Here is a 16,128-nt window from a genome sequence, read left to right as displayed (position 1 = left end):
TTCTTTCCACTTACTGTACAGCTTAATTTCCAAAAACGAGACCAGAATCGAATAGCCGATTTTTTAGCGTTTTAATCTTGCATGGAAAACCGTTAATATAAACCCAATTAGCAGTCAGTAGCGTTATCCCTATTCTGGAGACATTTCCTTTGATCAACGTCCTTCTTGTTGATGACCACGAACTGGTGCGCGCAGGGATACGACGCATTCTTGAAGATATAAAGGGTATTAAAGTTGCCGGCGAGGCGTGTTGTGGCGAAGATGCCGTCAAATGGTGTCGCGCTAACTCCGCAGACGTGGTGCTGATGGATATGAACATGCCCGGTATTGGCGGGCTTGAAGCCACGCGCAAAATCGCGCGCATGTTCGTTGATACCAAAGTTATCATGCTGACCGTCCATACCGAAAATCCGCTGCCCGCCAGGGTTATGCAGGCGGGTGCTGCCGGGTATCTCAGTAAAGGCGCCGCGCCGCAGGAAGTCGTCAATGCGATCCGCACCGTACACGCCGGGCAGCGCTACATCGCTTCTGATATTGCTCAACAGATGGCTCTGAGTCAGATTGAACCGGAAAAAACGGAATCTCCGTTTGCCAGTTTGTCTGAGCGCGAATTGCAGATTATGCTGATGATCACTAAAGGTCAGAAGGTGAATGAGATCTCAGAGCAGCTGAATCTCAGCCCGAAAACGGTCAACAGCTATCGCTATCGAATGTTCAGTAAACTGAACATTCACGGTGATGTCGAACTGACTCACCTGGCCATTCGCCATGGTTTGTGCAATGCGGAGTCGTTAATAAGTCAGTGAGTGAAGCGTTCGATTCAAAAGCATTTCTGAAAACCGTCACCAGCCAGCCAGGCGTCTACCGTATGTACGATGCTGGCGGTACGGTTATCTATGTCGGTAAGGCGAAAGATCTGAAGAAACGCCTTTCCAGCTATTTCCGCAGCAACCTTGCCTCCCGTAAAACCGAAGCGCTGGTCGCACTTATACACAACATTGATGTCACCGTAACGCATACGGAAACGGAAGCACTGCTCCTTGAGCACAACTACATTAAGTTGTATCAGCCGCGCTACAACGTTCTGCTGCGCGATGACAAATCCTATCCGTTTATCTTCCTGAGCGGCGACACGCACCCGCGGCTGGCGATGCATCGTGGCGCTAAGCATGCGAAAGGTGAATATTTCGGCCCATTCCCGAACGGTTATGCCGTGCGGGAAACGCTGGCGCTTTTGCAAAAAATCTTTCCTGTTCGCCAGTGCGAAAATAGCGTTTATCGCAACCGCTCCCGGCCATGCCTGCAATATCAGATTGGCCGCTGCCTGGGGCCGTGCGTTGAAGGGCTGGTGAGCGAAGAAGAGTACGCGCAGCAGGTGGAATATGTCCGCCTGTTTTTAGCCGGGAAAGACGATCAGGTGCTGACGCAACTGATTGCCCGTATGGAAAAAGCCAGCGCGGCGCTGGAATTTGAGGAGGCCGCACGCATCCGCGACCAGATTCAGGCGGTGCGCAGGGTGACCGAGAAGCAGTTTGTTTCCAATACGGGCGACGACCTCGATGTTATCGGCGTAGCCTTTGACGCCGGTCTGGCCTGCGTTCATGTGCTTTTTATTCGTCAGGGCAAAGTGCTCGGCAGCCGCAGCTACTTCCCGAAAGTGCCGGGCGGCACTGAGCTGGGTGAAGTGGTGGAGACCTTCGTCGGCCAGTTTTATTTGCAGGGCAGCCAGATGCGTACGCTGCCCTCGGAGATCCTGCTCGACTTCACGCTCGATGATAAAACCCTGCTGGCGGAGTCGCTTTCAGAGCTGGCAGGCCGCCGGGTGAATGTTCAGACGAAACCGCGCGGCGATCGCGCGCGTTATCTGAAGCTGGCGCGAACCAATGCCGCCACGGCGCTGACCACCAAACTGTCCCAGCAGTCGACCGTCAGCCAGCGTTTAACCGCGCTTGCTACGCTACTTAAGCTGCCGGAAGTGAAACGCATGGAATGCTTCGACATCAGCCATACGATGGGTGAGCAGACCGTGGCGTCGTGTGTGGTCTTTGATGCCAACGGTCCGCTGCGGGCAGAGTATCGTCGCTATAACATCACTGGCATTACGCCCGGTGACGATTATGCCGCCATGAACCAGGTGCTGCGCCGTCGCTATGGTAAAGCGATTGAAGAGAGCAAAATCCCGGACGTTATCCTTATCGACGGCGGGAAAGGGCAGTTGGGGCAGGCGAAGGCGGTATTTGAATCGCTCGACGTGGAGTGGGATAAGAACCATCCGCTGCTGCTAGGGGTAGCGAAAGGGGCAGATCGTAAGGCTGGCCTGGAAACGCTGTTCTTTGAGCCGGAAGGCGAGGGCTTTAGCCTGCCGCCGGATTCCCCTGCGCTGCACGTGATCCAGCATATCCGCGATGAGTCGCACGATCACGCCATCAGTGGGCACCGTAAAAAACGGGCGAAAGTGAAAAATACCAGTACCCTTGAGACGATTGAAGGCGTCGGGCCAAAACGTCGCCAGATGCTGTTGAAGTATATGGGCGGATTGCAAGGATTACTCAACGCCAGTATGGAAGAAATTGCAAAAGTGCCGGGTATTTCGCAAGGGCTGGCAGAAAAGATCTACTACTCGTTGAAACATTGAGGGCTCTGTAGCAACATAGAGCTAAATTTTACTGACAACAGACAGTTACCGTCATCATGCGATTTAATATCCCTACGTTGCTCACTCTTTTTCGCGTTGTGCTCATTCCGTTCTTCGTCCTGGCATTTTACCTGCCGGTCGTCTGGGCGCCTTTTGCCTGTGCGCTTATTTTCCTGATTGCTGCCGTGACGGACTGGTTTGACGGTTATCTGGCGCGTCGCTGGAACCAGAGCACCCGCTTTGGCGCGTTCCTCGATCCGGTTGCGGATAAGGTGATGGTAGCAATCGCGATGGTGCTGGTGGCGGAACATTATCATACCTGGTGGGTGACGCTGCCTGCCGCGACCATGATTGGCCGTGAGATTATTATCTCTGCCCTGCGCGAGTGGATGGCGGAGCTGGGTAAACGCAGCAGCGTGGCGGTGTCCTGGATCGGTAAAGTTAAAACCACCGCACAGATGGCGGCGCTGGTATGGATGCTGTGGCGTCCGAATGCCTGGGTAGAGTGGGCCGGCATTGGTCTGCTGTGGGTTGCGGCGGTGCTGACGCTGTGGTCAATGCTGCAATATTTGAACGCTGCGCGCGGTGATTTGCTTGAACAGTGATCGTTTCGGCTTAATTTTCAGCAAACGATCCTGAGATGCAAAAAATAACGTTGACTCAAAACGTCATATCAGTAGAATGCAACGCATCGAACGGCGGCACAGTTAGCCGGACGACAATGAAATCAAGTGGTTAGGAAGTAGTTAAATAGTTACTTGATGACATGCGGGAATAGCTCAGTTGGTAGAGCACGACCTTGCCAAGGTCGGGGTCGCGAGTTCGAGTCTCGTTTCCCGCTCCAGATTAATGCATCGGCAGCTTGCGGGTGCAGGTCGAAAGACAACAGATTTAAGGCGCGTTAGCAAAGCGGTTATGTAGCGGATTGCAAATCCGTCTAGTCCGGTTCGACTCCGGAACGCGCCTCCACTTTCTTCCCTGGCCGGATGGTGGAATCGGTAGACACAAGGGATTTAAAATCCCTCGGCGTTCGCGCTGTGTGGGTTCAAGTCCCACTCCGGCTACCATGGGAAAAAGCAGAATAATCAAAGCAATAAGCAGTGTCGTGAAACCACCGAAAGGTGGTTTTTTTGTGCCTGCAATCCCCCCTTCCTGACAACAAATCTTATTTTCCAGCCCGGCACAGGGACAACTTTAACATGGCTCTCCGGCGACAAGCTCTCAAACGTCCAGGATGTGAACTGGTTTTTAAGTGAAAAATAAGCGGAACGGTAGTGAACCGACCAGCGCATAAAAGCTTCTCAGAAAGCTGTGTAGGGAGGTACGCAGAGGGTATGAAAACGGGAATGCCTCGGGCAAAGCGAACGGAAACTGGTACAACAGGTGGACGAACTGAGGCAGTGCCGCCGTACAGCATTGTCACTTACTGCCCAATCATCTGACTGTAAGCGCCGGGTATAAAAGCATGTGGCGATAATGCACTATGTGGCCGTGTGCACTTTGTATAAGAAATTTCACCTCTTAGCTGCTGCAAACGCATATATGTAAACGACTATTGAATGTCGTCTAAACGCATGTAGTATTGATGATCATCATTTGTAACATGGAGGTGGAATGTATAATCATAATCGTGATAAAAGTCATTTTGAGCATAAAATCCGTGAAATTGAGCTGCTCACAGAGCAAATCGCCGCAAAGCATATACTTTATGGCACTTCAAATCTGTTTTTTGAAATCCAACAGCTTGTGGGGAATTTGAAAAGAGAGATTGAATCCCATTGTCTTACCTATTCTGGGGGGACACATATCCTTGATGAACAGATACGGCACCTCCATGAACAGGATGAGCTGCTTACTTTTAACCGAGCGAAGATATACATAGTTGTCGAAAAAAATCGGACGACAACGACAACCATCGCGCTCAAACAGATTGGCTTCGTCGCCGGTGGCGCACAAGTTTATGGGGGCGCTAGTTTATGTGTTGGTTCGCTGGGTCTGGCATGTGCTGCGTACGGCGCCCCTATGATCGCTCATGGTTTAAATAATATGTACGAAAATGGCTATTATCTCCTTTTCCGTGAAGAACAATCAGGAACCCTGAGAGATGCATATAGATTTGCTGCTACGAAGTTAGGTTATGGTAATAACCAGGCAGACTTAGTCTATGGCGTCGTTGATCTCTCTTTATCAGCATATGGTGCGGGCAGAAAAGTTTTGGGCCCCAGAGAAAAGTCCTGGAGTTTATTCCACAATATCCAATCCGATTATATCAGAGGTTGGCAAGAAGCGTCTAAAACCGCAATGGCGCTGGATTTGACCAGTGGAAGTATTACGGGTTGGCAGATGTACCAGATAGCTAAAGAGAATTGATTATGTCACAAGAATTAGAATTTTCGCTTCATCCACCTGTTTGGCCTGCTATCGTGTATTTTGTTGTATCTGTGGCAATTTTTTTCCTGCTTTATCTCGGTAAACTAAAAGTTAACAGGCTGCGTAAATACCCGCTATTTATCGCATATATGGTGTTTGTAATCGCTGTTGCAGCCGTTCAGATAAACATCTTTGCTAATGGCTACGAGTTTGTCCGCAGCTTTTTGCATATCGATTTTGACCCCTATCGATATGACTCGGTATATTGGGGATCATTGTGTTTCTCCATAATTTACTTGCTGGCGTTGCCCCGGAACAAGTTTTAGCATAATGAAATTTTCATTTAAGGGACGCTATGTCTTTACCGCCATTGTATGCACTGCGTGCGTTTGAAGTTGCTGCGCGGTTGAACTCCTTCAGTAAAGCCGCTGAAACGCTCAATATTACGCCGGGCGCGGTCAGCAGACATGTTCGTACCCTTGAACTGTGGTTCGACTGCGAGCTTTTCAAAAGGCAAGGTCCTCGCGTGGAGGTCACTGAAGCCGGGCGAGTGCTTGCCGGGCAGCTGAACGAAAGCTTCACGAGCATTGAATGGGCCTGCCGGGTATTTCGCAGTGAAAACCACCTGCTGCGGTTAAAAGCGCCCAGCACCCTGACCATGAGATGGCTTCTCGACGTGCTGCGATCTTTTCGCAACAACCATGCAAAACCACAGGTTGAGATTGCCAGTGTCTGGATGGACATTGACACCGTTGATTTCAATCTTGAGCCCTACGATTGCGCCATTCTTCTCGGCAATGGGCGTTTTGGTGACACAACGGAAAGCCAACTGCTATTTCATGAATGGCTTATCCCGGTTTGTACTCCATCGCTTATCGAACCGGCCCGGCAGCGGCTTCCGCAATGCGATCTGATCCATCCTTCACCGGACAGACGTGACTGGCGGCGCTGGCTGCGAAGAACAGGATTGTTCCCGGGGCTCGATATGAGCAGCGGTATGGTGTTCGATACCCTTGAACAGGGAAGTATTGCCGCGATGAACGGGCACGGCATCGCAATCGCCGACCTGCATCTCACGCTTGATGCCCTGAAAAGTGGCCTGCTGGGCCTGCCTTTCAGGGAAGCTATCGCGACGGGGGATGGCTACTACCTCGTCTGGCCAAAAAATTCACTCAAAAGAGAGAGCATTCAGCATCTTCTGGCCTGGCTGCAAAACCATACCCCGGTCGTTCCGGCGCTGGATATCGATTATCTGGCATACGATGACAGTCGGGTTTATTAATACCGTTATGAATAAGATATGTTTGCCATCTTTTTATAACGTTCTGGCAAAGCGCTGTTCAGGTTGAGCACCTTATCCAGAATATAAAATGCTGGCGTGTTTTTCTGCTGTTCAGCGTCAATGATTGCCGCACGTAATAGCGTGGCGGCAGACGAAATCTTGTGAAAATAGTCCTCAGACTCCGGCGTCTGTAATTCACCAGAGGTGGCGTAACGCACGTCCGGCCAGCCAGAGAAGTTGAGCAGCGGGAGAGGGTTGCCTGCTTCGGGCTGGCAGGATGAAAGCAACGCAGCTGCTTTTTGGGGATCGCGATAGGCAACTGAAAGCATATACGCGCGCTGCGAAAACGGTAACAGGGCGTCGGAATGATTTTTGGTGGAGATAAGCATGGTCATAAAATTCGCTAAATCGCCATCTGATGGAGTTTCAGATGGCGATATAATTTTCATTAACTGAAATAAAGCATCAAGTGTCATGTTTGCCCCGGTTCCTCTCATTATGACTATTCAGTTTGCGCCTGAATGTTTTAATTGGCCCACCGTCAGGGTAGGTCGAGAGGATAATATTGGAAGGCGTGCGTTTTTGAAAAACGATTAATAATGGCAATCACTGTGAGTTTTTCTCACTATAGCCTTTTCATTTCACACTCCACCCAGATACGCCTTCCTCACCTCCGGATCCTTCAGCAACGCCTCGCCGCTGCCGCTTAACCGAATCTGCCCGTTAACCATCACATAGCCGCGGTCGGACAACTTCAGCGCGTGGTGCGCATTCTGCTCGACCAGAAAAATCGTCATTCCGTTACGGGCCAGTTCGCGCAGCGTCTGGAAAATCTGTTTAACCACGATTGGCGCGAGGCCGAGGCTGGGTTCATCCAGCAGCAGAAGTTTAGGACGGCTCATCAGCGCGCGGGCGATAGCCAGCATCTGCTGTTCACCGCCGGAGAGCGTCATCGCCCGCTGGTTACGTCGCTCCTTGAGGCGGGGGAAGAGGTCGAACATGCTTTGCATATCTTCCGCTGCATGCTGATTGCCGACGGGGATTGTCCCCATCAGCAGGTTCTCTTCTACAGACATATCCGGGAAAATGCGTCGTCCCTCAGGTGCCTGCGCGATGCCACCGGTGGCAACATAGTAGGTGGATTTGTGGCTGATATCCTCGCCGCAGAAGAGGATCTGCCCGTTGCGGATCCGGGGCTGACCAAAGACAGACATCAGTAATGTTGACTTCCCCGCGCCGTTAGCGCCAATCAGGGCCACGGTTTCCCCTTTGTTAACCTCAAGCGAAACCTGCTTCAACGCCTGGATCACCCCGTAGAAAACATCCACATCCTGAAACTGAAGCATCGGTTCGCTCACAGATTTACCTCGCTTTCGTCGGTGCCCAGATACGCGGCAATCACTTTTTCATTGTGCTGGATTTCAGCCGGTTTACCTCTGGCAATCACATCGCCATGATCGAGCACAATGATGTCATCCGAAATGCCCATCACCATCCCCATATCATGCTCGATCAGCAAAACCGTAATGTCATGGTGGTCGCGCAGGAACCGGATGATCTCACTCAGCTTGTGCGTTTCCACCGGGTTCAGGCCGGCAGCAGGTTCATCGAGACAAATCATCTCCGGGCCGGTACACATGGCGCGGGCGATTTCGAGGCGTCGTTGCTGGCCATAGGACATTTCCCCGGCCAGACGGTTCGCGCAATCCACCAGATCCACCACCTCCAGCCAGTAAAACGCCCGGTCCAGCGCATCGTTCTCTGAGCGACGATACGCAGGGGTGTTCAGCACCCCCGCCAGCAGATTGCGGTTGACGCGCATGTGCTGTGCCACCAGCAGGTTTTCCACAACGGACATCTCGCGGAACAGGCGGATGTTCTGAAAAGTGCGCGCAAGACCCGCGCGGTTCACCAGATGCGTGCCGCCAAACATCTTATAGAACAGGCGTTGACCAAGTTGCGCCGGGTTGAGCCAGTCGCCCGGCTGGAATTTCTGGCCGAGCACCTGAATGACATTGGTGGTTTTATTTCGTGCATTGAACAGAATGTTGCCGCCGGAGGCCCGGTAGAAACCGGTCAGGCAGTTAAAGACGGTCGTTTTTCCCGCGCCGTTAGGCCCAATGAGTGCGGTAATGGAGCCGCGCTGCACCTCAAGATTGACGTCGTTTAAGGCCTTGATCCCGCCGAAGTGCATCATCAGATGTTCTACACGTAAAATCGTTGCGTTCATGGCGCCACTCCTTTACGCACGGCAAATCCGCTGCGGTTGATGCGGATCAGACCGCGAGGACGCCAGATCATCATCACCACCATCAGCATGCCAAACAGCAGCACGCGATATTCCGCAAAGCTGCGCAGCAGTTCCGGCGTGACGGTCAGCACAAAGGCGGCCAGTACGACGCCGACGGTGGAGCCCATCCCGCCCAGGACCACAATGGCGAGGATCAGGGCCGATTCAAAAAAGGTGAAAGAGGTCGGGTTAACAAACCCCTGGTAGGTGGCAAAAAACACCCCGGCGATACCTGCCGTCGATGCGCCCAGGGTGAAGGCCGAGAGTTTGACCAGAACGTGATTCAGCCCCATGGAACGGCAGGCAATCTCATCCTCACGGAGCGCTTCCCACGCCCGTCCAATGGGCATTCGGGTCAGCCGGTGTTTAATGTACAGCACCAGCATGACTACCAGGAACAGCACCGCATAGATGAAGATAAACTTCAAGTTGGGGTTATAGGTCAGGCCGAAGAACTCGTGGAAGGGGACGCCGCCTTCTTTGGCGCGTCGGCCAAACTCCAGGCCAAAAAAGGTCGGGGCAGGGGCTGAAACGCCGTTAGGCCCGCCGGTGAAGGTGAGCCAGTTGTTCAGCACCAGGCGGATGATCTCGCCAAACCCGAGCGTGACGATGGCGAGATAATCCCCGTGCATGCGCAGCACCGGAAAGCCGAGCAGGGCGCCCGCGCCCGCGGCCATTAGCGCCGCCAGCGGCAGCATGCTCCAGAACCCAAGCCCCAGATACTGATACCCGAGCGCCAGCCCGTAAGCGCCGATGGCATAGAAGGCGACATAACCCAGATCCAGCAGCCCTGCCAGGCCAACAACAATGTTCAGCCCAAGACCGAGCAGGACGTAGATCAGTCCGAGAATGGCAACCGTCAGAACGTATTTAGTGGCCACAAACGGGAAGCAGATCGCCAGCGTGACAATCAGCGGAATGATCCAGCGCATGCGGCTTTTATACGCCGGCGGCCGGACATACACCCCCGCATTGTCGGATTCAAACCGCGCCTGTAAACGTCTTCCGGCCGCCGTAGCTGAAAAGGCGCTCAGCAAAAAACGTCCCACCATCACCGTGCCTACAATCCACGCCAACCGCTGGCCGTCAAAGGTAAAGCTGTAACCATCCAGTATCACGCCCGCAATCGGGCCGAAAATGATCAGGGCGATCATTCCGGAAAAAATCGAGTCCAGAATGCAGCGCTTCAGGGAAAAACCGTCAGAGGTCATCGCGTTGTTCCTTACACTTTAGCCACGACAGGGCGGCCCAGCAGCCCCTGAGGACGGAAGATCAGAATTAAGACCAGCAATCCAAACGAGAACACGTCTTTATAATCCGAGTTCACCATCCCGGAGAATTGCGCTTCTGCGACGCCCAGAATCAGCCCGCCAAGCATCGCACCGGGCAGGGAGCCGATGCCGCCCAGCACCGCCGCCGTAAAGGCCTTAATGCCGATAACGAACCCGACGTAAAAATCAAAGGTGCCGTAATTCATGGTGATCAGCACGCCCGCCAGCCCGGCCATCGCTGCGCCGATAACAAACACCAGCGAAATAATTCTGTCGGTGTTGATACCCAGGATGGAGGCCATCTTACGATCCTGCTGTACCGCACGGCACATGCGTCCTAAGCGGGTACGGTTGATAATCCAGGTCAGCACCAGCATGCCCGCGAACGAGGCGATGAGAATAAAGACTTTGGTATAGGTTATCTGGACAAACCCTTCGCCGAGGTGAAAACGCAGCACGCCATCCAGCATGGTCGGCACGCCCTGCTGGCGCGGGCCCTGGCTGAGCTGGACGTAGTTTTGCAGTATCAACGACATCCCGATGGCCGAAATCAGCGGTGCCAGACGCGTCGAGTTGCGTAGCGGCTTATAGGCGATGCGCTCAATCGTCCAGCCATAAACGCCGGTGACCACGATGGTGAAAACCAGCGTCCCCAGGATCAGCAGCGGAAAGGAGTGGAGTCCAAAAAACGCCAGCAGGGCCAGGCCAATGGCCGAGAGATAGGCGGAGATCATATACACTTCGCCGTGGGCGAAATTGATCATACCGATGATGCCGTACACCATGGTGTAGCCGATGGCGATAAGACCGTAGACCGAACCCAGCGTTAAGCCATTAATTAATTGTTGCAGGAAGAATGTACTCATGGTCGCGCACCTGAATAAAGGGTTACGCCGACAGTCAGACCTGCCGGCGCTGAGCAGATTCCGTCCCGTTATGGCACTTCTTTATATTTGCCTTTGTCATCCCACTTATAGACCACGTAGTCAGAGACTTTGAGGTCACCTTTGCTGTCCCAGGCTTTTTTACCCATCACCGTGTCGACAGGGTTGGCCTTCAGCCACTCGCTGGCTTTTGCGGAATCCGTCCCTTTCGTGGCCTTGAATGCCGCCGCGATAGCCTGCACAGACGCGTAGGCGTAGAGGGTGTATCCTTCAGGTTCAAATTTACCGGTGCGGAATTTCTCGATGACGGCTTTTCCGTCCGGGATCAGGCGCGGATCTTTACCGAAGGTCATGTAAATACCGTTGGTGTATTGCGCCCCACCGGCGGCGGTGACCATCTCTTCATTGACGATACAGTCTCCCGAGAAGAACTTCGCCTGCACGCCCTGTTCACGCATCTGGCGAACCAGCGGGCCCGCTTCCGGGTGACAGCCTCCGAAGAACACCACGTCCGGTTTTTGTGCGCCAATTTTGGTCACCAGCGCGTTAAAGTCTTTCTCCCCGCGGGATAACCCTTCGTACATCACCTCCTTCACGCCGCGTTTCGCCAGCGCCGCCTTAGTGGCGTCCGCCAGCCCCTGGCCGTAGGTGTCTTTATCGTGGATGATGACCACCCGTTTGGCTTTCAGCTTATCAAGAATGAAATCGCTGGCGACCTGGCCCTGCTGGTCGTCACGTCCGCACATGCGAAATATATCGCTCATGCCACGTTCGGTAATAAGCGGGTTCGTTGAGCCGGGGGTGATGGAGAGGATCCCGGCATCGCTGTAGACCTCGGAGGCGGGCATGGTCGACGAGGAGCAGAAGTGGCCGACGACCGCTTTCACCTTATCCTGATCAACTAAGCGGTTGGCAACGGCGACGGCCTGTTTGGGCTCGCAGGCGTCGTCGCCCTGAACCAGTTTGATTTTCTCACCGTTGATCCCGCCGGCGGCGTTAATGTCTTCCGCCGCCTGCGTAGCGCCATGCCAGTATTGATCGCCGTAGGTTGCGTTCGGGCCTGTGAACGGCCCGGCCACGCCGATGACGATATCGGCCTGCGCGGAAAAGGCCGTCACCAGACAACCGGCCAGCACCAGGGAGAGGGGAGTTTTGGTAAATTTCAGCGACATTATTATGTTCCTTAGCAAAGAGGTTTTTGCACCAGGTATAAACCCGAACGCCTGATGGCATCGTAAATCCAAAAACAAGAGCGAGAACAAAATGCACTTTAGAAGCAATCTCATGCTTAATACGGCGAGGATCCCACGCACCGCGAAGCGCGCAGAACATTAAGCAAAAAGGTTGCCAGAATGGTTAATCCCTTGACCGGGTCACAACACGTTGAGTATAGAGCGCCGTTTTATGCGCCTTTGCGGGATGAGATGAATTTACAGCGGAGATCACATCTCCTTAACAACAAAGCCCATAAGTTGTGCAACGGTCACGATTTGCACGTTTTTGCAGCAATAAAGACCTAAACTTCAGATAGGCACGCGCGGCGATATATGTCAGGATCGTTTTTTTTATCAGGAGTATCAGCAATGGCTGAAGGCCCATTAAATGAAAGCGAGATGGCGTGGCTGGAAGAGACATTAATCTCTTACGGTCACGACGATGCATCCGTGATTGACGTGTCCGAACTGGACGGCATGCTTACCGCAGTACTTTCCGGTCCCGTTGTGGTGGAGCCCGACACCTGGCTGGTGGCGGTCTGGGGTGGTGAGAAATATATTCCGCGCTGGAAAAACGATCGTGAGATGAACCGTTTTATCGATCTCTGCTTTAAGCACATGAACGATATTGCCGAGCGTTTGAGCGAATACCCGGATCAGTTTGAACCGCTGTTTGGCTATAACGACGTTGACGGTCAGAGCTATACCGTGGTGGAAGAGTGGTGCTATGGCTACATGCGCGGCGTGGCGCTGACGGACTGGTCATCCCTGCCGGAAGCGCTGGAAGCGGACCTGGCGGTGATTGCCCTGCACGGGACGGAAGAGAACAGCGAGAAGCTGGATGCGCTGACCGAAGAGGAGTACATGGCCAGCATCGAAAGCATTCAGCCTGCGGCGCTGCGTTTGTATAACTACTGGGTGGCTAACCCGCAGCAGCCGGAAGCGAAAAAGCCGATCGTGAACGGGTCGAAGGTGGGGCGTAACGATCCGTGCCCGTGCGGGAGTGGGAAGAAGTTTAAAAGCTGCTGCCTGCATTAAATCATTAATTACTGTGGCCTGAATGGGGCACGGGTGTTGAGTCCCCGCTAAAATCGGCGAACCGGAGACCAGATGACAAGGGCTGGACGCCATGGATGGCGGCCAGAGGCGAATCGAGACAGGATGTCGAGTTGAGCCGACCGCAGGCAGATGGTCGGGAGGTGAGCGCAGTGCGAAGCACCGATTTTCCGCGGGGCCGCGGGGATTGATAAGGGGGCCGCGGCGGCCCCCTTATCCCGTTCACATGCTGTGAAAAAATTATATTCTGTTGATCTTAAGGTGAACGGAACAGTACCTCAGGACCTGTATAAATAAGTTATCCCACTTCCGGCAGCATTCCCGCTGCAATCAGCACCTGCACCAGAATAATCACCACCCCACAACCAAACACCATGCACAGCATTGGCGTACCGCCCGCTACGTGATACCCCTGCTGCGGATGTTGCTGGCGGCTCTTCCACGCCAGCAGGGAAGGCAGCAGCAGGGCCAGTACCGATAACGCCACGCCAGCATACCCCAGCGCCATCACAAACCCGCGCGGGTAAAAGAGCGCGAAGGCCAGCGGCGGCAGGAAGGTCATCGCCCCCGTCTGTAAGCGTCCGGCAACGGTATTGCGACGCTGGAACAGATCCGCCATATAGTCAAACAGGCCAAGCGCCACGCCGAGGAAGGAGGTTGCCAGCGCCAGGTCTGCAAACAGATGTACCGCCAGCTCCACGTGTGAAGAGGCCACCACGTTACGCAGGGCAACCAGGAATCCATTCAGACCAGAATGCTCTGCCATCAGGCCGATAAAGGTATTGGAATCAATACTGCCCAGCGTCACCAGCTGCCAGAACAGGTAAGCAATCAACGGAATGGCGCTGCCGATAACAAAGACGCGGCGCAGCTTGCGAATATCACCGTTCATATAGCTCACGATGCTCGGCACGCTGCCGTGAAAACCGAAGGAGGTGAAAATAACCGGGATGGCCGAAAGCGCCAGACTTTTCTCCAGCGGGAGGGAGAGCAGGTTAATCTTGTGAACATGCGGTGCCAGCAGCACCAGCATCACAATCAGGAAGAGAATTTTGGCGCTGAACAAAAAACGGTTAAACAGATCGACCAGCGATGTGCCCGCACAAACCACGCCGCCACCGATCAGCGTAAAGACAATGGCGCCTGTTTCCGGTGAAAGTGACGCACCGAAGCCGTCATTGATACTTGACGCAATCAGCTCCCCGGCGCCGCTGATGTAAGCGGCAGTCAGGGCGTACATCAGGAACATCATGCTGAAACCGGTGATCCACTGCCCGTAGCGTCCAAGATAGCGTGCAGCCAGGGAGCCTAAGCCAGTATCGGCAGGGACATGCTGATAAACCTCCAGCAATAATAGCGCGGTGTAACACATCAGGGCCCACAGACCGCCCAGCAGCACTACGGTAACCCCAAACCCGACGCCGGCGGCAGCCAACGGCATGGCCAACATTCCTGCGCCAATTGTCGTTCCGGCGACGATAAAAATACTTCCCAGAGTTCTGTTCTTCACGCTTTCCTCTACAACGCTTCCATACCGCGACTCATTCTGCGGCGCAGAGTAAGGGAAAAGCACCATCTCGTCAAATCACCGTTACATAGGGTGTAATAATTAATTTACAAAAAGAAAAGGGTAACCTGAGCCAGCGCAAAGCGTGCCGTGGAGGGAACGTTTAGTCTGCTTTTTATTTGCGAGAGGTAACCATGTCAATTCACGGACACGACGTGCTGAATATGATGATTGAGTCAGGTGAGCGCTATACGGAGGAGAGTCTGGTTGAGGCGATACATGCCCGCTTTGGCGAAGCGGCGCGTTTCCATACCTGTTCAGCTTCGGAGATGACGGCCGCGGAGCTGGTGGCGTTTCTGGCGGCGCGCGGAAAATTCATTCCGGCAGCAGACGGATTTTCCACTCACGAAAGTAAAATTTGCCGCCATTAAATAATGCGGTGCTGAAAACTCAGCACCGCTTTTCTGTTAATTCTGGGTATCGAGCGTCGACAGCTCTTTATCAATGAAGTACAGACCTTCCCCGGATTTACCTGCCAGAGATAATTTATCCAGCACGGATTTAAACAGCTTCTCTTCTTCGTGCTGTTCAGCCACATACCACTGAAGGAAATTAAAGGTTGGATAATCCTGGCTGGTCATGGCGGCATGAGCCAGTTCATTAATTTTCTGGGTGATCAGCTGTTCATGCTCATAGGTGGCGCGGAACAGTTCATCAAGAGAGCCGTATTCGGCAAAAGGTGATGCCACGTTATCAATGCGCGGCAGGCTGCCGGTGTCCGTCAGGTAATCAAACAGACGCTGCATGTGCGTCATCTCTTCCTGGGCATGACGACGCAGGAAGGCGGCCGCCCCTTCAAAGCTGTGATAGCTGCACCAGGCGCTCATCTGCTGATAAAGCAGGGAAGAAAAAAGCTCAAGATTCATTTGCGCATTGAGCTTGTCGATCATTTCAGTTTTTAACATGGTGCAGCTCCGGTTTATTAATTCTGGTTCACGATGAGCGACACTATAATTTGTTATTTAATTATTTGCAAAAAGTAAAATAAATATTTCTTTATTAAAAATACGAATGGGAATAAAACGCATTGCCGCCATTTATATTTATTAATGAGAATTGTTTTAGTTCTTATTAAATAAACTGCCAGCGTGACTGGCAGTAGCGGTTAATACCACGGATTCTGGCTGGAAGAGGTAACAGCATATCCCTGACATTTATACTGAATGGTCACACTTTCGTTCAGACAGAGTGAACCGCTGATCAGGGTGCAGGTTTTAATTGGCTGCCCGTAGGCTGACGCAGTGGCGTAGCCCATATGTTGACAGGCTTTGGTTGCCGTACCGTTATTAACATACTCATCAGACCAGGCGTTTTGCAGCATGGCCTGGCCATAGTCGAGGCGCACAATTCCGTTTGGGGCATCCGTACTGCTGACTTCTGCCTGACGGTTGATACTGCACCCGGCGAGCAACAGGATCGTTCCGGCTATGATTACACGTTTCATGGTTCACTCTGCGTGACGGGAAATACGCCATTGTAACCAACGCGATGGTACGCAATGGCTGGAATAGCCGGAGGATCTGCCCTCTCACTGTGCAACGAGCCGGGCCAGCGCGCGA

At 53.2% G+C, this 16,128-nt stretch carries 17 protein-coding genes and 3 tRNA genes; 11 read left to right on the top strand and 9 right to left on the bottom strand.

Annotation, left to right across the window (positions count from 1 at the left end; all coding sequences use genetic code 11):
• Positions 1 to 149: 149 nt before the first annotated feature.
• The 9 genes from uvrY to ACOTWU_RS08915 all read left to right on the top strand — a co-directional run bounded on the left by uvrY (position 150) and on the right by ACOTWU_RS08915 (position 6,287).
• On the top strand, positions 150 to 806 hold the full coding sequence (gene uvrY, locus ACOTWU_RS08955) for a UvrY/SirA/GacA family response regulator transcription factor (RefSeq protein ID WP_017384478.1): 657 nt from the start codon (positions 150 to 152) through the stop codon (positions 804 to 806).
• Positions 803 to 2,635, top strand: coding sequence for an excinuclease ABC subunit UvrC (uvrC, locus tag ACOTWU_RS08950; RefSeq protein WP_017384477.1), 1,833 nt, complete (start codon positions 803 to 805; stop codon positions 2,633 to 2,635). Before uvrY ends, uvrC begins: the two co-directional genes overlap by 4 nt.
• A 56-nt stretch (positions 2,636 to 2,691) precedes the next feature.
• Positions 2,692 to 3,240, top strand: coding sequence for a CDP-diacylglycerol--glycerol-3-phosphate 3-phosphatidyltransferase (gene pgsA / locus ACOTWU_RS08945; protein ID WP_003859652.1), 549 nt, complete (start codon positions 2,692 to 2,694; stop codon positions 3,238 to 3,240).
• A gap of 163 nt (positions 3,241 to 3,403) precedes the next feature.
• Positions 3,404 to 3,479, top strand: a tRNA-Gly gene (locus ACOTWU_RS08940).
• Between the two features lie 51 nt (positions 3,480 to 3,530).
• Positions 3,531 to 3,604: transfer RNA gene (locus tag ACOTWU_RS08935), tRNA-Cys, on the top strand.
• 11 nt (positions 3,605 to 3,615) lie between these two features.
• Positions 3,616 to 3,702: transfer RNA gene (locus ACOTWU_RS08930), tRNA-Leu, on the top strand.
• A 547-nt stretch (positions 3,703 to 4,249) separates the two neighbouring features.
• The gene (locus ACOTWU_RS08925) at positions 4,250 to 5,005 is read left to right on the top strand and encodes a DUF4225 domain-containing protein (protein ID WP_017384435.1); all 756 of its coding nucleotides are present in this window, start codon (positions 4,250 to 4,252) and stop codon (positions 5,003 to 5,005) included.
• Between the two features lie 2 nt (positions 5,006 to 5,007).
• Positions 5,008 to 5,331, top strand: a complete 324-nt coding sequence (locus ACOTWU_RS08920) for a hypothetical protein (protein WP_017384434.1) — start codon at positions 5,008 to 5,010, stop codon at positions 5,329 to 5,331.
• 29 nt (positions 5,332 to 5,360) lie between these two features.
• Positions 5,361 to 6,287, top strand: a complete 927-nt coding sequence (locus ACOTWU_RS08915; RefSeq protein ID WP_126499125.1) for a LysR substrate-binding domain-containing protein — start codon at positions 5,361 to 5,363, stop codon at positions 6,285 to 6,287.
• A gap of 5 nt (positions 6,288 to 6,292) precedes the next feature.
• On the opposite strand, the gene ACOTWU_RS08910 is transcribed toward ACOTWU_RS08915, so the two are convergent.
• The 6 genes from ACOTWU_RS08910 to ACOTWU_RS08885 all read right to left on the bottom strand — a co-directional run bounded on the left by ACOTWU_RS08910 (position 6,293) and on the right by ACOTWU_RS08885 (position 11,904).
• Complete coding sequence (locus ACOTWU_RS08910) at positions 6,293 to 6,763, bottom strand: hypothetical protein (RefSeq protein WP_047747078.1); 471 nt, start codon at positions 6,761 to 6,763, stop codon at positions 6,293 to 6,295.
• Between the two features lie 165 nt (positions 6,764 to 6,928).
• The gene (locus ACOTWU_RS08905; protein WP_126499126.1) at positions 6,929 to 7,645 is read right to left on the bottom strand and encodes an ABC transporter ATP-binding protein; all 717 of its coding nucleotides are present in this window, start codon (positions 7,643 to 7,645) and stop codon (positions 6,929 to 6,931) included.
• On the bottom strand, positions 7,642 to 8,517 hold the full coding sequence (locus tag ACOTWU_RS08900) for an ABC transporter ATP-binding protein (protein ID WP_015570244.1): 876 nt from the start codon (positions 8,515 to 8,517) through the stop codon (positions 7,642 to 7,644). Before ACOTWU_RS08900 ends, ACOTWU_RS08905 begins: the two co-directional genes overlap by 4 nt.
• The gene (gene livM, locus ACOTWU_RS08895) at positions 8,514 to 9,788 is read right to left on the bottom strand and encodes a high-affinity branched-chain amino acid ABC transporter permease LivM (RefSeq protein ID WP_015570245.1); all 1,275 of its coding nucleotides are present in this window, start codon (positions 9,786 to 9,788) and stop codon (positions 8,514 to 8,516) included. The genes ACOTWU_RS08900 and livM overlap by 4 nt, the downstream gene beginning before the upstream one ends.
• A gap of 11 nt (positions 9,789 to 9,799) precedes the next feature.
• Entirely contained in the window at positions 9,800 to 10,714 is a 915-nt protein-coding gene (locus ACOTWU_RS08890; RefSeq protein WP_003859667.1) for an ABC transporter permease subunit, read from the bottom strand.
• 68 nt (positions 10,715 to 10,782) lie between these two features.
• A complete protein-coding gene (locus ACOTWU_RS08885; RefSeq protein ID WP_126499127.1) occupies positions 10,783 to 11,904 on the bottom strand; it encodes a branched-chain amino acid ABC transporter substrate-binding protein in 1,122 nt (373 codons plus the stop codon).
• A 411-nt stretch (positions 11,905 to 12,315) separates the two neighbouring features.
• Here ACOTWU_RS08885 and ACOTWU_RS08880 point away from each other — a divergent pair, with 411 nt between their 5' ends.
• Complete coding sequence (locus ACOTWU_RS08880) at positions 12,316 to 12,984, top strand: YecA family protein (RefSeq protein ID WP_003859671.1); 669 nt, start codon at positions 12,316 to 12,318, stop codon at positions 12,982 to 12,984.
• A 316-nt stretch (positions 12,985 to 13,300) separates the two neighbouring features.
• On the opposite strand, the gene tyrP is transcribed toward ACOTWU_RS08880, so the two are convergent.
• On the bottom strand, positions 13,301 to 14,512 hold the full coding sequence (gene tyrP, locus ACOTWU_RS08875) for a tyrosine transporter TyrP (protein ID WP_126499128.1): 1,212 nt from the start codon (positions 14,510 to 14,512) through the stop codon (positions 13,301 to 13,303).
• A gap of 191 nt (positions 14,513 to 14,703) precedes the next feature.
• Here tyrP and ACOTWU_RS08870 point away from each other — a divergent pair, with 191 nt between their 5' ends.
• Positions 14,704 to 14,940 carry a YecH family metal-binding protein gene (locus ACOTWU_RS08870; RefSeq protein WP_003859673.1) on the top strand — a complete coding sequence of 79 codons (237 nt, stop codon included), beginning with the start codon at positions 14,704 to 14,706 and terminating at the stop codon, positions 14,938 to 14,940.
• 36 nt (positions 14,941 to 14,976) lie between these two features.
• Here the strand turns inward: ACOTWU_RS08870 and ftnA are convergent, their stop codons facing one another.
• Both ftnA and yecR read right to left on the bottom strand, forming a co-directional pair.
• Complete coding sequence (gene ftnA / locus ACOTWU_RS08865; protein WP_003859676.1) at positions 14,977 to 15,474, bottom strand: non-heme ferritin; 498 nt, start codon at positions 15,472 to 15,474, stop codon at positions 14,977 to 14,979.
• 200 nt (positions 15,475 to 15,674) lie between these two features.
• Positions 15,675 to 16,013 carry a YecR family lipoprotein gene (gene yecR / locus ACOTWU_RS08860; RefSeq protein WP_015570249.1) on the bottom strand — a complete coding sequence of 113 codons (339 nt, stop codon included), beginning with the start codon at positions 16,011 to 16,013 and terminating at the stop codon, positions 15,675 to 15,677.
• Positions 16,014 to 16,128: the final 115 nt, after the last annotated feature.

It is taken from the genome of Enterobacter cloacae complex sp. GYL001, assembly GCF_049237125.1.
GTDB lineage: Bacteria > Pseudomonadota > Gammaproteobacteria > Enterobacterales > Enterobacteriaceae > Enterobacter > Enterobacter hormaechei_C.
The sequence above is the reverse complement of the archived record's forward strand: the minus strand, read 5'-3'. Positions and strand labels throughout refer to the sequence as shown.

Bases quoted from the DNA above. Each gene is read 5' to 3' on its own strand.
- pgsA (WP_003859652.1), top strand. From the start codon at position 2,692: ATGCGATTTAATATCCCTACGTTGCTCACTCTTTTTCGCGTTGTGCTC.
- ACOTWU_RS08925 (WP_017384435.1), top strand. From the start codon at position 4,250: ATGTATAATCATAATCGTGATAAAAGTCATTTTGAGCATAAAATCCGT.
- ACOTWU_RS08920 (WP_017384434.1), top strand. From the start codon at position 5,008: ATGTCACAAGAATTAGAATTTTCGCTTCATCCACCTGTTTGGCCTGCT.
- ACOTWU_RS08915 (WP_126499125.1), top strand. From the start codon at position 5,361: ATGTCTTTACCGCCATTGTATGCACTGCGTGCGTTTGAAGTTGCTGCG.
- ACOTWU_RS08910 (WP_047747078.1), bottom strand. From the start codon at position 6,763: ATGACACTTGATGCTTTATTTCAGTTAATGAAAATTATATCGCCATCT.
- ACOTWU_RS08900 (WP_015570244.1), bottom strand. From the start codon at position 8,517: ATGAACGCAACGATTTTACGTGTAGAACATCTGATGATGCACTTCGGC.
- livM (WP_015570245.1), bottom strand. From the start codon at position 9,788: ATGACCTCTGACGGTTTTTCCCTGAAGCGCTGCATTCTGGACTCGATT.
- ACOTWU_RS08890 (WP_003859667.1), bottom strand. From the start codon at position 10,714: ATGAGTACATTCTTCCTGCAACAATTAATTAATGGCTTAACGCTGGGT.
- ACOTWU_RS08885 (WP_126499127.1), bottom strand. From the start codon at position 11,904: ATGTCGCTGAAATTTACCAAAACTCCCCTCTCCCTGGTGCTGGCCGGT.
- ACOTWU_RS08880 (WP_003859671.1), top strand. From the start codon at position 12,316: ATGGCTGAAGGCCCATTAAATGAAAGCGAGATGGCGTGGCTGGAAGAG.
- ACOTWU_RS08870 (WP_003859673.1), top strand. From the start codon at position 14,704: ATGTCAATTCACGGACACGACGTGCTGAATATGATGATTGAGTCAGGT.
- ftnA (WP_003859676.1), bottom strand. From the start codon at position 15,474: ATGTTAAAAACTGAAATGATCGACAAGCTCAATGCGCAAATGAATCTT.
- yecR (WP_015570249.1), bottom strand. From the start codon at position 16,013: ATGAAACGTGTAATCATAGCCGGAACGATCCTGTTGCTCGCCGGGTGC.